The organism is Streptomyces sp. MB09-01, assembly GCF_033794505.1.
In the GTDB taxonomy this organism is placed as follows: Bacteria; Actinomycetota; Actinomycetes; order Streptomycetales; family Streptomycetaceae; genus Streptomyces.
Genome location: NZ_JARAYQ010000023.1, coordinates 17,658 through 34,639 on the forward strand (window position 1 = coordinate 17,658; position 16,982 = coordinate 34,639).

The following is a 16,982-nucleotide window of genomic DNA, read 5'->3' on the forward strand; positions in this document are numbered from 1 at the left end:
GGATGCCGGCCGGGAAAAGAGGGCGGCCCCGCACCGGAGTCCGGTGCGGGGCCGCCCCCTTGTGGCCTGCGGGCTCTACTCGGAGACGCCCAGGCGCTCCAGGATGAGCTCCTTGACGCGCGCCGCGTCGGCCTGGCCGCGGGTGGTCTTCATGACCGCGCCGACCAGGGCCCCGACGGCGGCGATCTTGCCGCCACGGATCTTGTCCGCGATGGCCGCGTTGCCGGCGATGGCCTCGTCCACGGCCGCGCCGAGCGCGCCCTCGTCCGAGACGACCTTCAGGCCGCGCTTCTCGACGACCTCGTCCGGGGTGCCCTCGCCGGCGAGGACGCCTTCGAGGACCTTGCGGGCCAGCTTGTCGTTGAGCGAGCCGTCGGCGACCAGGGCCGCGACCCGGGCCACCTGGACCGGGGTGATCGGCAGCTCGTCGACCACGACGCCCTGCTCGTTGGCGTTGCGGGCCAGCTCGCCCATCCACCACTTGCGCGCGGCGGCCGAGTCGGCACCCGCCTCGATCGTGGCGACGATGGAGTCCACCGCGCCCGCGTTGAGGATGGACTGCATGTCGTGCTCGCTGACGCCCCACTCCTCGCGGAGCCGGTTGCGGCGCACGCGCGGCATCTCGGGCAGACCGCCGCGCAGCTCCTCGACCCATGCGCGGGCCGGGGCCACGGGCACCAGGTCGGGCTCCGGGAAGTACCGGTAGTCCTCGGCGTTGTCCTTGATGCGGCCGGCCGTGGTGGAGCCGTCCTCCTCGTGGAAGTGCCGGGTCTCCTGCACGATCGTGCCGCCGGAGGTCAGCACGGCCGCGTGGCGCTGGATCTCGAAGCGCGCGGCGCGCTCGACGGAGCGCAGCGAGTTGACGTTCTTGGTCTCGCTGCGGGTGCCGAACTCGGACTCGGGGGTCGGGCGCAGCGACAGGTTCACGTCGCAGCGCATCTGGCCCTTGTCCATGCGGGCCTCGGAGACGCCGAGCGCCTTGATGACCTCGCGCAGCTCGGCGACGTACGCCTTGGCGACCTCGGGGGCCCGCTCGCCCGCGCCCTCGATGGGCTTGGTGACGATCTCGATGAGCGGGATGCCGGCGCGGTTGTAGTCCAGCAGGGAGTGGGACGCGCCGTGGATGCGGCCGGTGGCGCCGCCGACGTGCAGCGACTTGCCGGTGTCCTCCTCCATGTGGGCGCGCTCGATCTCCACGCGGAAGATCTCGCCGTCCTCCAGCTGGACGTCCAGGTAGCCGTTGAAGGCGATGGGCTCGTCGTACTGGGAGGTCTGGAAGTTCTTCGGCATGTCCGGATAGAAGTAGTTCTTCCGGGCGAAGCGGCACCACTCGGCGATCTCGCAGTTCAGCGCGAGGCCGATCTTGATGGCGGACTCGATGCCGATCGCGTTGACGACCGGGAGCGAGCCGGGCAGGCCGAGGCAGGTCGGGCACGTCTGCGAGTTGGGCTCGGCGCCCAGCTCCGTGGAGCAGCCGCAGAACATCTTCGTCTTGGTGCCGAGCTCGACATGGACCTCGAGGCCCATGACGGGGTCGAACGAGGCGAGAGCGTCCTCGTACGACAGCAGTTCGGTGAAGGTCACGGTGAAACTTTCCCTCTCAGCCCAGCAGGACGTCGTCGTCGCCCAGGCGCTTCAGCTCGCGGTACAGGATCGCGAGGCCGGTGACGATGGCGGCGGCGGACACGGCGGCGTCGATCAGCCGCAGCACGTCGCCGTCGCTGCGGGCAAGCTTGGCCTGCTTGGCAACGCTCACGGCGCCGAACGCGGTGGTGGCCAGCGAGACGTAGACGCCGGTTTTCGACTTCTTGAAGTTCTTGGCCTTCTTTGCCATGGCACTCACAGCGACGGAGCCTCCTCGAGCAGCGGGTGACCCCAGCGTGCGACGAAGGCGGCCTCGACGGCGGCACCGACCTTGTAGAGCCGGTCGTCCTTCATCGCCGGGGCGATGATCTGCAGCCCGACCGGGAGACCGTCCTCCGGAGCCAGGCCGCAGGGGAGCGACATGGCGGAGTTGCCGGCCAGGTTGGTCGGGATGGTGCACAGGTCCGCGAGGTACATCGCCAGCGGGTCGTCGGTGCGCTCACCGATCGGGAAGGCGGTGGTCGGGGTCGTCGGGGAGACGATCACGTCGACCTGCTCGAAGGACTTCTCGAAGTCCTTCGAGATGAGGGTGCGGACCTTCTGGGCGGAGCCGTAGTACGCGTCGTAGTAGCCGGAGCTGAGCGCGTACGTGCCGAGGATGATGCGGCGCTTGACCTCGTCGCCGAAGCCGGCTTCGCGGGTCAGGGCGGTGACGTCCTCGGCGGACTTGGTGCCGTCGTCGCCGACGCGCAGGCCGTAGCGCATGGCGTCGAAGCGGGCCAGGTTCGAGGAGCACTCGGACGGCGCGATCAGGTAGTACGCGGCCATCGCGAGGTCGAAGGACGGGCAGTCCAGCTCGACGATCTCGGCGCCGAGCTCCTTAAGGAGCTCCACCGACTCGTTGAAGCGCTGGACGACGCCGGCCTGGTAGCCCTCGCCGGCGAACTGCTTGACCACGCCGACGCGCATGCCGGCGACCGAGCCGTTGCGGGCGGCCTCGACGACCGGCGGGACCGGGGCGTCGATGGAGGTGGAGTCCATCGGGTCGTGGCCGGCGATGACCTCGTGGAGGAGCGCCGCGTCCAGGACCGTACGGGCGCAGGGCCCGCCCTGGTCGAGGGAGGAGGAGAAGGCGACCATGCCGTAGCGGGAGACGCCGCCGTACGTGGGCTTCACGCCGACCGTGCCGGTGACGGCGGCGGGCTGGCGGATGGAGCCGCCGGTGTCCGTGCCGATGGCCAGCGGGGCCTGGAAGGCGGCGAGGGCCGCCGCGGAGCCGCCGCCGGAGCCGCCGGGGATCCGGGTGAGGTCCCAGGGGTTGCCGGTGGGGCCGTAGGCGCTGTTCTCGGTGGAGGACCCCATGGCGAACTCGTCCATGTTGGTCTTGCCGAGGATGACGACGTCGGCTTCCTTCAGCTTGCGCGTCAGGGTGGCGTCGTACGGCGGGAGCCAGCCTTCGAGGATCTTCGAACCGACGGTGGTCGGGACCCCGACGGTGGTGAAGATGTCCTTGAGGGCGAGCGGGACGCCGGCCAGCGGGCCGAGCTTCTCGCCGCGCTCGCGCTTGGCGTCGACGGCGCGGGCCTGCGCGAGGGCGCCCTCGCGGTCCACGAACAGGAAGGCGTTGACCTTCTCGTCGGTGGCGTCGATGCGGGCCAGGTGGGCCTCGGTCACCTCGACGGCCGTGAGCTCGCCGGAGGCGATCTTCTCGGCGGTCTCGGCGGCCGTGAGCTTGATGATGTCGACCATGGCTGTTAGTCCTCCCCCAGGATCTGCGGCACCTTGAAACGCTGCTGCTCCTGGGCGGGAGCACCGGAGAGCGCCTGCTCGGGGGTGAGCGACGGACGGACCTCGTCCGCGCGCATGACGTTCGTCAGCGGCAGCGGGTGGGAGGTCGGCGGGACGTCTTGGTCGGCGACCTCGGAAACGCGGGCGACCGCGCCGATGATGTCGTCGAGCTGTCCGGCGAAGTGATCCAGCTCGTTGCTGGACAGCTCAAGGCGCGCCAGCCGAGCGAGGTGGACGACCTCCTCGCGCGTAATGCCAGGCATGCAGCGATCCTCTGGGGGTGGGTGGATGTTTGGTTTCGCACCCAATCCTATGGGGCCCGGCCCCCCGCCTGTGAAACGGTTTGGCCCGGGCCGCCGCGGGTTCGCTGCGCGAGCCGCTGTGCGAGCCGCTGCGCGGAGCCTCCCGGGCGCCCCCGGACCCGCGCCTCGATCGCCGGCGCGGGCCGAAGACCGGGGCTCCACCCCGCACCCCGCTCCTCGAACGCCGGAGGGGCTGGAAGATCCAGCCCCGCGCTCAGACCGCGTCGGCCTCGGCCGCGGCCAGTTCGGCCGAGATGTCGGCCGGGCGGCGCCAGCCGCGTTCGCCGCGGGCCAGCAGCCAGGCGGTGGCCTCCTGCGGCGGCATCGCGGCGGCGACCAGCCACCCCTGCACCGCGTCGCAGCCCAGGTCCCGCAGCCGCTCCCACGTCTCGTCGTCCTCGACGCCCTCGGCGACGACCAGCAGGCCGAGCGAGTGGGCGAGGTCCACGGTGCAGCGGACGATCTCCGCGTCCTGCGCGTCGACGGCCAGCCGGCCCACGAAGGAGCGGTCGATCTTCAGCTCGCTGACCGGCAGCCGCCGCAGGTGGACCAGCGAGGAGTAGCCCGTTCCGAAGTCGTCCAGGGACATCTTCACGCCGTGGCCGGTGAGCCCGGCCATGGTGTCGGCCGCCCGCTGGGGATCTTCCAGCAGGACGTGTTCCGTTATCTCCAGCTGCAGCCCGCTCGCCGGGACCCCGTGCCGGGCCAGTCGCGCGGCCACCGCACCCGCGAAGCCCGGGGTGTGCACGTCGCGCGGCGAGACGTTGACCGCCACGGGGACCTTGAGGCCCTGCGCCCGCCACCGTGCCACCTGGGCGAGGGCGGTCTCCAGTACGTACTCCGTCAGGTGCGGCATCAGCCCGGAGGTCTCGGCGATCGCGATGAACTCGTCCGGGGACACCCGTCCGCGTTCCGGGTGCACCCAGCGCACCAGGGCTTCGAGCCCGGCCACCTGGCCGTCGAAGCGGACCTTCGGCTGGTAGTGGAGTTCCACTTCGCCGGCGTCCAGGGCCCTGCGGAGGTCGCCGAGGAGGCCCAGGCGGTCGGGGGTGTTGCTGTCCCTCTTGGACTCGTACACCTCCACGCCCGTACGGTCGCGCTTGGCCTGGTACATCGCCACGTCCGCGCGCCGCAGCAGCCCCTCCGCGTCCAGCGCGTGGTCGGGGAAGACGGCGAGGCCGGCGCTGGCCTCCAGGACGAGGGTGAGGCCGTCCAGGTCGAGGGGGGAGCTGAGCTCCGCGACCAGGTGGCGGGCGACCCGCTGGGCGCTGGTGGTGGAGTCGGTGACGGGGAGCAGCACGGCGAACTCGTCGCCGCCGAGCCGGGCCGCCTCGGCTTCCTCGGGCAGGGCCTGGCGCAGCCGGTCGGCGATCTGGAGCAGCAGCCGGTCGCCCGCCAGGTGGCCGAGGGTGTCGTTCACCGCCCGGAAGCGGTCCAGGTCGATCAGCACAAGAGCTGCCCGGGTGCCCAAACGTTCAGCCTCGTCCAGGGCGGACCAGGCGCGCTCCAGCAGCCACTGCCGGTTCGGCAGCCCGGTCAGCGGGTCCCGCAGCTGCTCCTCGGCGCGCGCCCGGGCGATCCACAGGGTGGAGTCCAGTGCGATCAGCGGTACGGCGAACAGCGGCAGCAGGACCGGCTGGGTGGCCGCGACGACGCAGATCAGGGGGGCGATGCCGAGCAGTGCAACGGCGACTAAGGCCTGCCGGAGCAGGGCTGTGCGGGCGACCGTCGGCAGGCCGTCGCCGCGCGGGTTCAGCGCGATCCACAGCAGGACGCGCGTGACGAGCAGGTAGGTGACGGCGACGAGGACGACCTCGGGGACCGCCTCCAGCCCCCAGGTCGTGGGCAGCCAGGGGGTCTCGACGGAGGGCGCCACCCCGAAGGCGGCGAGTACGAGGGCTCCCGCGCCGATGCCGAGGATGTCCACGGAGCCGTGCAGCAGACCCTGCCGCCAGCGGTGCCGGCGCGCGGCCCCGACCAGCGAGACGACTGCGAGGGAGACGAGTCCCGCGGGCACCCACCCGTAGAGGAGGAGCACGCCGAGGGTGAGCGCGGCGCCGGATCCGGTGCCGCCCCACCAGCGGTCACGGCCCAGTGCGACCAGGTGGCCGACGATGATGCCGGTGAGGAGGGCCAGCGCCCAGCCGACCGTCCCGCCGGGGAACAGCGCATGACGGTCGTTCAGCGCGGACACGATGCCGGCGCCGAGGGCCACGACCGAGAGGCCCACGACGAGGAAGGGCAGCACGCCGCGCCGCCCCTGTCCGCCCGCGTCGGTGTCGATCGGTCGGGTCTCCGGTGTCCTGGCACCCAGGACACCGAGCCTGCCCGCCCGCATGGACGGGAGTTCCCCGCCGAATTCAGGTGACGGGTCGGCGCTTTCGGTGGGTTTCATGCCCGTACCTCTCACAGCCGGCGATGCCGATGTCACGCGATGGCCCCGATGTCATGCCACCACGGCCGGATCGCATCCTGCAGCCGTGCACGACAGGCGCACCCCTCAACAGTAGGACGCGGGAGGCGCCCAGGGGCAGCGGTCGGCAGTGGTTGCCCGAATGCGACCCAGCCATCCTCATCAGTACGGTATCCGCCGAACGGGTGAGTTTGGACCGGGCCCCCCACGTCACCCATCCGATGATCCGACAGGTCACCGCCCTGCGACCAGCCTTGTACCAGCCGTTTACCACCGTCCGTCGCGCCCGGCGTGCGCCCGCCCGTACGGCCCCACGCCACGCATCCGTTCGCCTTCGCTACTCCCCCTCGGCGATTCCCTTCACGGGATTTCCCCGGTACTGCTCGGTATTACTCCCCTTCGCCCTCGCCGTCCACCGGGAGCGCGGCCTCCCGCGCCGCGTCCGGGCCCTGCTCCAGCAGCACCGCGAAGCCGGCGTCGTCGAGGACGGACAGCTTCAGCTGCACGGCCTTGTCGTACTTGGAGCCCGGGTTGTCGCCGACGACGACGAACGAGGTCTTCTTCGAGACGGAACCGGTGACCTTGGCGCCGCGGCTCTGCAGGGCCTCCTTCGCGCCGTCCCGCGTGTAGCTCTGCAAGGTGCCGGTGACGACGACGGTCAGCCCCTCCAGCGGCCGGGGTCCCTCCTCCTCGGCGGAACCTTCCTCCTCCATCCGCACCCCGGCCTCCCGCCACTTGCGCAGGATCTCCTGGTGCCAGTCGACGGCGAACCACTCCTTGAGGGAGGCGGCGATGATCGCCCCGACCCCGTCGGTGGCGGTCAGCTCCTCCTCGGTGGCCTGCTCGATGCGCTCGATCGACCGGAACTCGCGGGCGAGCGCCTCGGCCGCGACGGGTCCGACGTGGCGGATGGACAGGCCGTTGATGATGCGGGCGAGCGGGCGCGCCTTGGCGGCCGCGATGTTCTCCAGCATCGCCAGGGCGTTCTTCTTCGGTTCGCCCTTCTGGTTGGCGAAGACCGTGACGATCTTCTCCTCGCCGGTCTTCGGGTCCCGCTTGGGCAGCCCGCTGTCCGGGTCCAGGACGTACGCCTTGATGGGCAGCAGCTGCTCGATGGTCAGGCCGAAGAGATCGCCCTCGTCGAGCAGGGGCGGCTGCGCCGGCTCCAGCGGGCCGGTCAGGGCGGCGGCGGCGACCATGCCGAAGTTCTCGATGTCCAGTGACTGCCGGCCGCCCAGGTAGAAGAGCCGCTCGCGCAGCTGGGCGGGGCAGGTCTGGGCGTTGGGGCACCGGACGTCGATGTCCCCCTCCTTCATCGGCCGCAGCGCCGTCCCGCACGCCGGGCACTCGGCGGGCATCACGAACTCCCGCTCGGTGCCGTCGCGCAGGTCGACCACCGGTCCGAGGATCTCGGGGATGACGTCGCCCGCCTTGCGCAGGACGACCGTGTCCCCGATGAGCACGCCCTTGGCCTTGACGACCTCCTGGTTGTGCAGGGTGGCGAACTCGACCTCCGAGCCCGCGACCGTCACCGGCTCCACCTGCGCGTACGGGGTCACGCGCCCGGTGCGGCCGACGCCGACCTTGATGTCGATCAGCTTGGTGTTGACCTCTTCGGGGGCGTACTTCCAGGCGATGGCCCAGCGCGGGGCGCGCGCGGTGGAGCCGAGGCGCCCCTGGAGGGCGATCTCGTCGAGCTTGACGACCACGCCGTCGATCTCGTGCTCCACCGAGTGCCGGTTCTCGCCGAATTCCGCGATGAACGCACGGACCTCGGCGAGCGAGGCGACCACCTTGTTGTGCCGGGCGGTGGGCAGACCCCACTCGCGCAGCAGCTCGTACGCCTGCGACTGGCGATCGATCTCGAAGCCCTGGCGGGCGCCGATGCCGTGGACGACCATGTGCAGCGGGCGGCTGGCCGTGACCTTCGGGTCCTTCTGGCGCAGCGAACCGGCCGCGGCGTTGCGCGGGTTGGCGAAGGGCTTGCCCTCCGCCTCCACGAGGCGGGCGTTGAGCTCCTCGAACTTCTCCATCGGGAAGTAGACCTCGCCGCGGATCTCGACGAGCGCCGGGATCCGGTCGCCCTTGAGGCGGTCCGGGATCTCGGCGATGGTGCGGACGTTGGGCGTGATGTCCTCACCGGTGCGGCCGTCGCCGCGGGTGGCGGCACGGGTGAGCCGCCCGTGCTCGTAGGTGAGGTTGACGGCGAGGCCGTCCACCTTCAGCTCGCACAGGTAGTGGTAGGCCGAGGTGTTCACGTCCCGGGCCACCCGCTCGGCCCAGGCGGCCAGTTCCTCTTCGTCGAAGGCGTTGTCGAGGGAGAGCATGCGCTCCCGGTGCTCGACGGAGGCGAAGTCCGTCTCGTACGCCCCGGCCACCTTCTGGGTGGGCGAGTCGGGCGTGCGCAGTTCCGGGTACTGCTCCTCCAGCGCCTCCAGCGAGCGCAGCAGCTTGTCGAACTCGGCGTCGCTGACGACCGGCTGGTCGTTCACGTAGTACCGGAAGCGGTGCTCCTCGACCTGCTCGGCGAGCAGCTGGTGCTGCTCGCGCACCGCCGCCGGTACTGCCGTGTCCTGCTGTTCGGCTGCCATGCCGTGTCCTCCCGTGCCCCGTCTCGACCGTCACTCAGGGTTGTCGGCGAGCGACCTCGCCGCCCTGACGCAATGCGCCTGCACCGCGCGGGCGTAGGCGGGCGAGGCGCCCGCCAGACCGCACGACGGGGTGACCACGACGGACTCCGCCAGAGTCCCCGGGGCCAGCCCCAGCCTGCGCCAAAGCTTCCTGACACCCATGACGCTACCGGCAGGGTCTGACAACGGACCGTCGGTGCCCGGCACCACTCCGGCGAAGAGTTTCACACCGCCTTCGACGGCCTCCCCGATGGCGTCATCCTCGCGCTCGGTGAGCAGCGAGAAATCGAACGACACGCCTGTGACTCCGGCTCGCCGCAGCAGGCCGAAGGGGACCTCGGGCGCGCAGGAGTGCACGACCACGTCCCCGTCGTGCACGGCGAAGAGGTCGCGCAGCGTGCCCTCGACGACCTGCCGGTCGACGGCGCGGTAGGTGCGGTAGCCGCTCGCGGAGCGGACCCGGCCGCGCAGCACGGCCGTCAGGGACGGCTCGTCGAACTGCAGCACGATGTCGGCGCCGGGGATCCGCCTGCGCACGTCGGCCAGGTGGTCGCGCAGCCCCTCGGCCAGCGATCCGGCCAGGTCCCGGCAGGCGCCCGCGTCCTGGAGCATGGCCTCGCCGCCGTGCAGTTCCAGGGCGGCGGCCAGCGTCCACGGGCCGACCGCCTGGATCTTGAGCTTCCCGGTGTACCCCTGGGTGAACTCCTCCAGCGCGTCGAGGTCCTCCCCGAGCCAGGACCGGGCCCGCTTGGAGTCCCTTCCGGGCCGGTCGCTGATCCGCCAGCCGCTGGGCTCGACGTGTGCGTACATGTCGACGAGCAGTCCGAGGGAACGGCCGATCATGTCGGCGCCGGGCCCGCGGGCCGGCAGCTCGGGAAGGTGGGGGAACTCCTCGAAGGAGCCGGTGACGGTCTTGGCGGCCTCGCGGGCGTCGCCGCCGGGCAGCGAGCCGACGCCGGTGGCGCTCGCGGTCATCGGCCCGGCCTGACGCTCAGGTCGTTGACCTCGGCGTCGCGCGGCAGGTCGACGGCCATGAGGATGGTGGTCGCCACCGACTCGGGGTCGATCCAGTGGGCGGGGTCGTACTCCTTGCCCTCCTGGGAGTGCACCTTGGCCTGCATGGGGCTGGCGGTCCGTCCCGGGTACACCGAGGTGACGCGGATCCCGTTGGCCTTCTCCTCCGCGCGCAGCGAGTCGGCGAGGGCCTTCAGGCCGTGCTTGGAGGCGGCGTACGCGCTCCAGTCGGCGTGGGCGGTCAGGCCGGCGCCGGAGTTCACGAAGACGACGGTGGCCCGGGAGGCGCGCAGGGTGGGCAGCAGCAGCCGGGTGACCTCGGCGGGCGCGATCAGGTTGACGTTGAGCTGCTGGTGCCAGGTCTTGGGGCGGAGCTCCCCCACCGGACCGAGGTCCACGATCCCGGCGACGTGCAGCAGGGAGTCGATGCGCTCGGGGACGGCCTGCTTGGAGAAGGCCCACGAGAGCCGGTCGGGGTCGGCGAGGTCGCCCACGAGGACCCGCGCCCCGGGGTACCGCTCGACGAGCTGCTTGCCGCGGGCGGCGTCGCGGGCGAGGAGGACGAGGTCGTCGCCGCGGGCGTGCAGACGGGCCGCGACGGCCGCGCCGATGCCGGATCCGGCACCGGTGATCAAGTGAGTAGCCATACCGCCCATGCTCGCACCCCGCCGGTGCCCGTCAGCCCCCGGTGGCCGAGCGGTACGCCTCCTCGACCGCCGCGCGGGCGGCCGGGCCCTGCCGGGAGACGGGGCCCCGCTGGTCCAGCCCGGCCAGACAGGGGAGCCCGTCCTGGTCGTAGCGGATCGGCGTCCAGTGCCGCAGCGCCGCGTCCCGTACGTCGGTCAGCGCGGCGGCGTCGTCCGGTTCGGTCGGGTCGAAGCGGCCGGAGGCCGTGCGGTGCTCGGCCCAGCGGTCCTCCCAGAACTCCACGGTCCATCCGGGCCAGCGGGCGGCCGCGGTGTCGTGGTGGATCTGGTGGCTGGTGAGCCACCAGCCGACCCGGCGCCGCTCCGTGTCGACGTGCAGGCCCGCCACGGCGAGCTCGTGGTACGCCCCGTGGTCGGTGGCCGCGGCCAGCCAGTCGAGCAGGGCCGGACCGTACATCACTGGGTGGTCGAAGCCGTAGCAGACCAGGTGGCAGCGGTCCGCGCGGGTCACCACGGTGACGTCGGGGTCCCGGACCGACAGCGCGACGGCACCCATCTCGGACAAGTCGCTTTCCCACACGCGTTTGTCCCGGTCGGGGTCGTCCGCCGGGTCGAGGCCGGCGTAGGCGCGCAGGCCGGTCCGGCCGCCGTAAGCCCAGCGCACGTCCCAGCCGGGCCAGGCGGCTCGCAGGAGGGCGAGGGTGGCCCGGCGGGTGCGCATGTCGACGGAGGGGCCCTCCAGGGCGAAGAACAGCAGGACCTTGCGTTCGGGGTCCACAAGGACGCCCGCCTGGACGTCGTCGTCGTCTTCGCCGGCCCCGGAGAAGGGATGTCCGTACGCGTAGGCGCGGCCCATCAGCAGCAGCATGGTGTCCGGGCCGGCCAGCAGGTCGAGGTCCAGGCCGATGGCACCCCAGTCGTCCGCGATGGCGCGGTACCCGTCCGGCCCGCCGAGAACGTAGACGGCGGGGTTCATCAGAGCCCCGCCGCCTCGCGCAGGGCGACGGCCGTCTTCGTGGCGTCGTATCCGGCGGGAACGCCCTCGACGAGGATGACCTCGCCGGCGATGTGGTCGGTGCGCAGCGGGAGGATGGCCTGGTAGGCGTCGGAGGCGTACCAGGCGCGGGCCCGCTCGATGTCCGGGAAGCCGATCACGACGACGGTGCCCGGGAAGGGGCCCTCCAGGACCTCGACCTCCTTGCCGTGCACGAGGAAGCGGCCCTCGAAGGGGTCCATGGTCGACTGGATCCGCTCTATGTACGCGAGGACGTCCTCGTTCATGGTCTCGGGGCGGATGTGGGCGATGGCGTACGCGGTCACGGCGGTCTCCCCTGTCGGCCGGCCCGTCGGTCCGGGCCGTTGATCCGATGGTGTCAGGGCGCGGCCGCCGCATCGATTACCCGCGAGGTCATGCCGGTGCGGGCTGGAAGGTGCGCCGGTAGGCGATCGGGGAGATGCCGAGGGCGGAGCGCATGTGCTGGCGCAGGGAGTTGGCGGAGCCGAAGCCGGAGCGGTGGGCGACCAGGTCGACCGGCAGGTCGCTGGACTCCAGCAAGTGGCGGGCCACTTCGAGGCGTTGGGCGGTGAGCCACTGCACCGGGGTCATGCCGACCTCGTCGCGGAACCGCCGGGTGAAGGTGCGCAGGCTCATCCGGGCGTGGTCGGCCAGTTCGGCGAGGGTGACCGGTTCGGCGAGGCGCTCCAGGGCCCAGGCGCGGGTGGCGGTGGTGGTGGCGACGGTGGGTTCGGGGACGGGCCGGTCGATGTACTGCGCCTGCCCGCCGTCGCGCCAGGGCGGTACGACGCACATCCGGGCGGCCCGGTTGGTGACGGCCGCGCCGTGGTCGCGGCGGATCATGTGCAGGCACAGGTCGACGCCGGCGGCGACCCCGGCGGAGGTCAGGACGTCGCCGTCGTCGACGAACAGGACCTCCTCGTCGACGAGGACCCGGGGGTAGGCCCGGCGGAACTCGGGGGCCAGGTTCCAGTGCGTGGTCGCGGGGCGCCCGTCGAGCAGTCCGGCGGCCGCGAGCACGTAGGAGCCGGTGCAGATCGAGACCAGGCGGGCGCCGGGGCGGATGCCGGCGATGGCCGCGGCCACCTCGGGCGGCAGCGGGCCGCCGTGGGCCAGCTCGGGCATGGCGTGCGTGGGCGGGAGGATGACGGTGTCGGCGGCGGCGAGGGCTTCGGGCCCGGCGGCGGGCTGGATGGTGAACCCGGCGTCGCTGAGCACGGGGCGGCCGTCGGCGGTGCAGACGACGACCTCGTACAGGGCCTCGCCGGCCTCGTCCACGGCGCTGCCGAAGACCCGCGAGGGGATGCCGAGCTCGAAGGGGGGAACGCCCGGCAGGGCGAGCACCGCGATCAGATGGCGCTTGCTCGGACCGCTCTCCCCGGCCGTCGTCGCCGTTCGTGCCTCGTCCATGGCCAGATTCTGTCACATAGTGGCCATTCGGCCAACACCATCGGGCGCCGCGATGCCCGACTGTGGGACGTGTCGCCGGGAATCGGCCCGGTACGACAAGGATTCAGATGGAATGAGGCGGAACAGCATGCGTGCGATGGTCGTGAACGGATGGGGTGGCCCCGAGAACCTGGTCGAGCGGGAGATCGAGCGGCCGGAGCCCGGCCTGGGCGAGATCCTCGTGCGGGTGCGCGCCGCCGGCGTGAACCCGGTCGACTGGAAGACCCGGGCCAGCGGAGCGCTGATCGCCTGGGGCGAGTTCCCGATCGTCGGCTGGGACGTCTCCGGCACCGTCGAGGCGGTCGGCCCCGGCGTGACCCTCTACGGCCGGGGCGACGAGGTGTACGGGATGCCGAGCTTCCCGCGGCAGGCGGGCGGCTACGCGGAGTACGTGGTGGCCCCGGCCCGGCACTTCGCCCGCAAGCCGGCCTCCGTGGACCACGTGCAGGCGGCCGCGCTGCCGCTCGCGGCGCTGACCGCCTGGCAGGCGCTGGTGGACACCGCCGGGGTCACGGCCGGGCAGCGGGTGCTGGTGCACGCGGCCGCCGGCGGGGTCGGGCACCTGGCGGTGCAGATCGCCAAGGCCCGCGGCGCGTACGTGATCGGCACGGCGGGCGCCGGCAAGCACGCGCTGCTGCGCGAGCTCGGCGCCGACGAGGTGATCGACTACCGCACCACCGACTTCGAGGACGCCGTCTCCGGCGTGGACGTCGTGGTCGACGCCTTCGGCGGGGACTACGGGCAGCGCTCGCTGAAGGTGCTGAAGCCGGGCGGCCACCTGGTGACCCTGCCGAGCCCGGACGGCCTCCCCGCCGACGCGGAGGGCGTGCACGCCTCCTGGGTCCTCGTGGAGCCCGACCTGCAGGGCCTGCGGGAGATCGCGGCCCTGGTCGAGCAGGGCCTGCTGAAGCCCCTGATCGACACGGTGCTCCCGCTGGAGCAAGCCGCGAAGGCCCACGAGATCGGCGAACTGGGCCGCACCACCGGAAAGATCGTCCTGACGGTGGCGTGAGCCGCCGGAGCTAGACGGAGGCGGTCGTGGCCCGGGTGGTCGTCGCGATGGTGGCGGAGCCCACCACTCGGGTGCCGTCGTAGAGCACGATCGCCTGGCCGGGGGCCACGCCGCGGACCGGCTCGGTGAAGGAGACGCGCAGCTCGCCGTCCACGAGCTCGGCGAAGACCTCGGTCTCGCCGCCGTGGGCGCGCAGCTGGGCGGTGTACGTACCCGGGGCGGCGGCCGTGGAGCCGCACCAGCGGGGGCGGATCGCCGTGAGGGCGGTGACGTCGAGGGCCTCGACGGGGCCGACGGTGACGGTGTTGTTCACCGGGGAGATGTCGAGGACGTAGCGCGGCTTGCCGTCGGGGGCCGGGTGGCCGATGCGCAGGCCCTTGCGCTGGCCGATGGTGAAGCCGAAGGCGCCCTCGTGGGTGCCGACCTTCTCGCCGCTCTCGTCGACGATGTCGCCCTCGGCCTTGCCGAGGCGGTTCGCGAGGAAGCCCTGGGTGTCGCCGTCGGCGATGAAGCAGATGTCGTGACTGTCGGGCTTCTTCGCGACGGCCAGGCCGCGCTGCTCGGCCTCGGCGCGGATCTCTTCCTTGGTGGTGAGGGTGTCACCGAGCGGGAAGAGCGCGTGGGCGAGCTGCTTCTCGTCGAGGACGCCGAGGACGTACGACTGGTCCTTGGCCATGTCGGAGGCGCGGTGCAGCTCGCGGGAGCCGTCCTCGTTCAGCACGACGGTGGCGTAGTGGCCGGTGCAGACGGCGTCGAAGCCGAGGGCGAGGGCCTTGTCGAGCAGGGCCGCGAACTTGATCTTCTCGTTGCAGCGCAGGCAGGGGTTCGGGGTGCGCCCGGCCTCGTACTCGGAGATGAAGTCCTCGACGACGTCCTCGCGGAAACGCTCGGCCAGGTCCCAGACGTAGAACGGGATGCCGATGACGTCGGCGGCGCGGCGCGCGTCGCGGGAGTCCTCGATGGTGCAGCAGCCGCGGGCGCCGGTCCGGAAGGACTGCGGGTTCGCGGAGAGCGCCAGGTGGACGCCGGTCACGTCGTGCCCGGCTTCGACCGCGCGGGCGGCGGCGACGGCGGAGTCCACTCCGCCGGACATGGCGGCCAGGACGCGAAGGGGGCGGGCGGTGCGCGGCAGGTTCTCAGTCATAGCACCGTCCAGAGTACGGGGGAACCGAGCGGGGTCACAGCGCGTTATCGCCTACGGGGGGTGGATCACATCGTCGAGCAGGGGAACAAGGGGAAGAAACCGCCGGGCCGGACCCGCAGGGCCGTGCTGTTCGGCGGGCTCGGGGTGTTCGCTGTGGCGGCGGTCGCCGGCCGGGAGGAGATAGGCCGGGCCTGGTGGCTGCTGCCGGGGGTGGCCAAGCCGCGCAAGGAGGGCGAGATCGACCACGAGGGCGCGGGCTGGACGGCGGCGTCTCCGGCGAACTGGCGCCTCGCGGACCGGCCGGACGACTACCGGGTGGACAGGATCGTCGTCCATGTCACGCAGGGCGGCTTCGCGTCCTCGGTGGACGCCTTCAAGAACCCGTGGCACAAGGCCTCGGCGCACTACATAGTGCGCGGGGACGGCCACGTGGAGCAGATGGTGCGCGAGCTCGACGTGGCCTTCCACTCGGGCAACCGCTCGATGAACGAGCGCAGCGTCGGCATCGAGCACGTGGGTTTCGTGGACCGCCCGCGGGACTTCACGGACGCGATGTACGCGGCCTCGGCCCGGCTGGCGGCCGGCATCTGCCGCCGGTACGGCATACGCCCGGACCGGCGGCACATCGTCGCGCACTCCGAGGTGCCGGGCACCGACCACACGGATCCGGGCCCCCACTGGGACTGGGACCGGTACCTCCGCATGATCGGGTCGGAGCTCGACGGAACGGGACCCGGACCGGACCGGGTCTGATCCGGAGCGATCGGGCCCGCCCCGGCCTGCCGCGGCCCGGTACGGAAGGCCCCGCCTAGGTGAGGCCCGCGGTGCGGGCGCGTTCCACCGCAGGACCGATGGCCGCGGCCACGGCGGCGACGTCCTCCTTGGTGGAGGTGTGGCCGAGGGAGAAGCGGAGGGTGCCGCGGGCCAGCTGCGGATCGGTGCCGGTGGCCAGCAGGACGTGGCTCGGCTGGGCCACGCCGGCGGTGCAGGCGGAGCCGGTGGAGCACTCGATGCCCTGGGCGTCGAGCAGGAGCAGCAGCGAGTCGCCCTCGCAGCCGGGGAAGCTGAAGTGGGCATTGGCCGGGAGCCGCCCGTCGGGGTCTCCCCCGAGCACGGCGTCGGGCACGGCCGCGCGGACGGCGGCGACCAGTTCGTCGCGCAGGGCGCCGATCTCGGTGGCGAAGCGCTCCCGCCGCTCGGCGGCGAGGACCGCGGCCACCGCGAAGGCGGCGATGGCCGGCACGTCGAGGGTGCCGGAACGGACGTGCCGCTCCTGGCCGCCGCCGTGCAGGACGGGTACGGGGGTCTGGTCGCGGCCGAGGAGCAGGGCGCCGATGCCGTAGGGTCCGCCGACCTTGTGGCCGCTGACGGTCATGGCGGCGAGGCCGCTGTCGGCGAAGTGGACGTCGAGCTGCCCGAAGGCCTGGACGGCGTCGGAGTGCAGCGGGATCCCGTGCTCGCGGGCGACGGCGGCCAGCTCGCGGACCGGCATGACGGTGCCGATCTCGTTGTTGGCCCACATCACGGTGGCCAGGGCCACGTCGTCGGGGTTGCGCTCGACGGCCTCCCGGAAGGCCTCGGGGTGCACGCGCCCGTAGCGGTCCACGGGCAGGTACTCGACGCGGGCGCCCTCGTGTTCGGCGAGCCAGTGGACGGCGTCGAGCACGGCGTGGTGCTCGACGGGGCTGGCCAGGACCCGGTTCCGGGCCGGGTCGGCGTCGCGCCGGGCCCAGTAGAGGCCCTTCACGGCGAGGTTGTCGGCCTCCGTGCCGCCGGCGGTGAAGACCACCTCGCTGGGGCGGGCGCCGACCGCTTCGGCGAAGGCCTCGCGGGCCTCCTCGACGGTACGGCGGGCCCGGCGGCCGGCGGCGTGCAGGGAGGACGCGTTCCCCGTGGCGGCGAACTGCGCGGTCATCGCCGCGGCGGCCTCCGGCAGCATCGGGGTGGTGGCGGCGTGGTCGAGGTAGGCCATGATCCCCCGATT

Annotated in this window: 15 protein-coding genes; 2 read left to right on the forward strand and 13 right to left on the reverse strand. The window is 72.5% G+C overall.

Annotation, left to right across the window (positions count from 1 at the left end; genetic code table 11):
- Positions 1–75: 75 nt before the first annotated feature.
- The 11 genes from gatB to PV721_RS07710 all read right to left on the reverse strand — a co-directional run bounded on the left by gatB (position 76) and on the right by PV721_RS07710 (position 12,803).
- Positions 76–1,584 (reverse strand): Asp-tRNA(Asn)/Glu-tRNA(Gln) amidotransferase subunit GatB, encoded by a 1,509-nt coding sequence (gatB, locus tag PV721_RS07660; protein WP_319722072.1) that lies wholly within the window; start codon positions 1,582–1,584, stop codon positions 76–78.
- Positions 1,585–1,600: 16 nt separating this feature from the next.
- Entirely contained in the window at positions 1,601–1,834 is a 234-nt protein-coding gene (locus PV721_RS07665) for a hypothetical protein (RefSeq protein WP_319722110.1), read from the reverse strand.
- 5 nt (positions 1,835–1,839) lie between these two features.
- Positions 1,840–3,333, reverse strand: coding sequence for an Asp-tRNA(Asn)/Glu-tRNA(Gln) amidotransferase subunit GatA (gene gatA, locus PV721_RS07670; RefSeq protein WP_319722073.1), 1,494 nt, complete (start codon positions 3,331–3,333; stop codon positions 1,840–1,842).
- A gap of 5 nt (positions 3,334–3,338) precedes the next feature.
- Complete coding sequence (gatC, locus tag PV721_RS07675; protein WP_030030671.1) at positions 3,339–3,635, reverse strand: Asp-tRNA(Asn)/Glu-tRNA(Gln) amidotransferase subunit GatC; 297 nt, start codon at positions 3,633–3,635, stop codon at positions 3,339–3,341.
- A 253-nt stretch (positions 3,636–3,888) separates the two neighbouring features.
- The gene (locus PV721_RS07680; RefSeq protein WP_416371054.1) at positions 3,889–6,069 is read right to left on the reverse strand and encodes a putative bifunctional diguanylate cyclase/phosphodiesterase; all 2,181 of its coding nucleotides are present in this window, start codon (positions 6,067–6,069) and stop codon (positions 3,889–3,891) included.
- 407 nt (positions 6,070–6,476) lie between these two features.
- On the reverse strand, positions 6,477–8,678 hold the full coding sequence (gene ligA, locus PV721_RS07685; RefSeq protein WP_319722074.1) for an NAD-dependent DNA ligase LigA: 2,202 nt from the start codon (positions 8,676–8,678) through the stop codon (positions 6,477–6,479).
- 30 nt (positions 8,679–8,708) lie between these two features.
- Entirely contained in the window at positions 8,709–9,692 is a 984-nt protein-coding gene (locus tag PV721_RS07690) for a methionine synthase (protein ID WP_319722075.1), read from the reverse strand.
- Positions 9,689–10,378 carry an SDR family oxidoreductase gene (locus PV721_RS07695; RefSeq protein WP_319722076.1) on the reverse strand — a complete coding sequence of 230 codons (690 nt, stop codon included), beginning with the start codon at positions 10,376–10,378 and terminating at the stop codon, positions 9,689–9,691. The genes PV721_RS07690 and PV721_RS07695 overlap by 4 nt, the downstream gene beginning before the upstream one ends.
- Positions 10,379–10,409: 31 nt before the next feature.
- The gene (locus tag PV721_RS07700) at positions 10,410–11,354 is read right to left on the reverse strand and encodes a hypothetical protein (RefSeq protein ID WP_319722077.1); all 945 of its coding nucleotides are present in this window, start codon (positions 11,352–11,354) and stop codon (positions 10,410–10,412) included.
- Entirely contained in the window at positions 11,354–11,698 is a 345-nt protein-coding gene (locus tag PV721_RS07705; RefSeq protein ID WP_319722078.1) for a DUF1330 domain-containing protein, read from the reverse strand. The genes PV721_RS07700 and PV721_RS07705 overlap by 1 nt, the downstream gene beginning before the upstream one ends.
- An 88-nt stretch (positions 11,699–11,786) precedes the next feature.
- On the reverse strand, positions 11,787–12,803 hold the full coding sequence (locus PV721_RS07710; protein WP_319722079.1) for a GlxA family transcriptional regulator: 1,017 nt from the start codon (positions 12,801–12,803) through the stop codon (positions 11,787–11,789).
- 112 nt (positions 12,804–12,915) lie between these two features.
- Between PV721_RS07710 and PV721_RS07715 the strand changes: the two genes are divergently transcribed.
- The gene (locus PV721_RS07715; RefSeq protein WP_319722080.1) at positions 12,916–13,854 is read left to right on the forward strand and encodes an NADP-dependent oxidoreductase; all 939 of its coding nucleotides are present in this window, start codon (positions 12,916–12,918) and stop codon (positions 13,852–13,854) included.
- 10 nt (positions 13,855–13,864) lie between these two features.
- On the opposite strand, the gene mnmA is transcribed toward PV721_RS07715, so the two are convergent.
- Positions 13,865–14,998, reverse strand: a complete 1,134-nt coding sequence (mnmA, locus tag PV721_RS07720; RefSeq protein ID WP_319722081.1) for a tRNA 2-thiouridine(34) synthase MnmA — start codon at positions 14,996–14,998, stop codon at positions 13,865–13,867.
- A 60-nt stretch (positions 14,999–15,058) separates the two neighbouring features.
- Between mnmA and PV721_RS07725 the strand changes: the two genes are divergently transcribed.
- On the forward strand, positions 15,059–15,751 hold the full coding sequence (locus PV721_RS07725) for a peptidoglycan recognition family protein (protein WP_319722082.1): 693 nt from the start codon (positions 15,059–15,061) through the stop codon (positions 15,749–15,751).
- Between the two features lie 55 nt (positions 15,752–15,806).
- On the opposite strand, the gene PV721_RS07730 is transcribed toward PV721_RS07725, so the two are convergent.
- Positions 15,807–16,970 (reverse strand): cysteine desulfurase family protein, encoded by a 1,164-nt coding sequence (locus PV721_RS07730; protein WP_319722083.1) that lies wholly within the window; start codon positions 16,968–16,970, stop codon positions 15,807–15,809.
- Between the last annotated feature and the right edge of the window lie 12 nt (positions 16,971–16,982).

Coding starts and splice junctions, on each gene's coding strand:
- PV721_RS07665 (WP_319722110.1), bottom strand. CDS start 1,834: ATGGCAAAGAAGGCCAAGAACTTCAAGAAGTCGAAAACCGGCGTCTAC.
- gatA (WP_319722073.1), bottom strand. CDS start 3,333: ATGGTCGACATCATCAAGCTCACGGCCGCCGAGACCGCCGAGAAGATC.
- gatC (WP_030030671.1), bottom strand. CDS start 3,635: ATGCCTGGCATTACGCGCGAGGAGGTCGTCCACCTCGCTCGGCTGGCG.
- PV721_RS07680 (WP_416371054.1), bottom strand. CDS start 6,069: ATGAAACCCACCGAAAGCGCCGACCCGTCACCTGAATTCGGCGGGGAA.
- ligA (WP_319722074.1), bottom strand. CDS start 8,678: ATGGCAGCCGAACAGCAGGACACGGCAGTACCGGCGGCGGTGCGCGAG.
- PV721_RS07690 (WP_319722075.1), bottom strand. CDS start 9,692: ATGACCGCGAGCGCCACCGGCGTCGGCTCGCTGCCCGGCGGCGACGCC.
- PV721_RS07695 (WP_319722076.1), bottom strand. CDS start 10,378: ATGGCTACTCACTTGATCACCGGTGCCGGATCCGGCATCGGCGCGGCC.
- PV721_RS07700 (WP_319722077.1), bottom strand. CDS start 11,354: ATGAACCCCGCCGTCTACGTTCTCGGCGGGCCGGACGGGTACCGCGCC.
- PV721_RS07710 (WP_319722079.1), bottom strand. CDS start 12,803: ATGGACGAGGCACGAACGGCGACGACGGCCGGGGAGAGCGGTCCGAGC.
- PV721_RS07715 (WP_319722080.1), top strand. CDS start 12,916: ATGAGGCGGAACAGCATGCGTGCGATGGTCGTGAACGGATGGGGTGGC.
- mnmA (WP_319722081.1), bottom strand. CDS start 14,998: ATGACTGAGAACCTGCCGCGCACCGCCCGCCCCCTTCGCGTCCTGGCC.
- PV721_RS07730 (WP_319722083.1), bottom strand. CDS start 16,970: ATGGCCTACCTCGACCACGCCGCCACCACCCCGATGCTGCCGGAGGCC.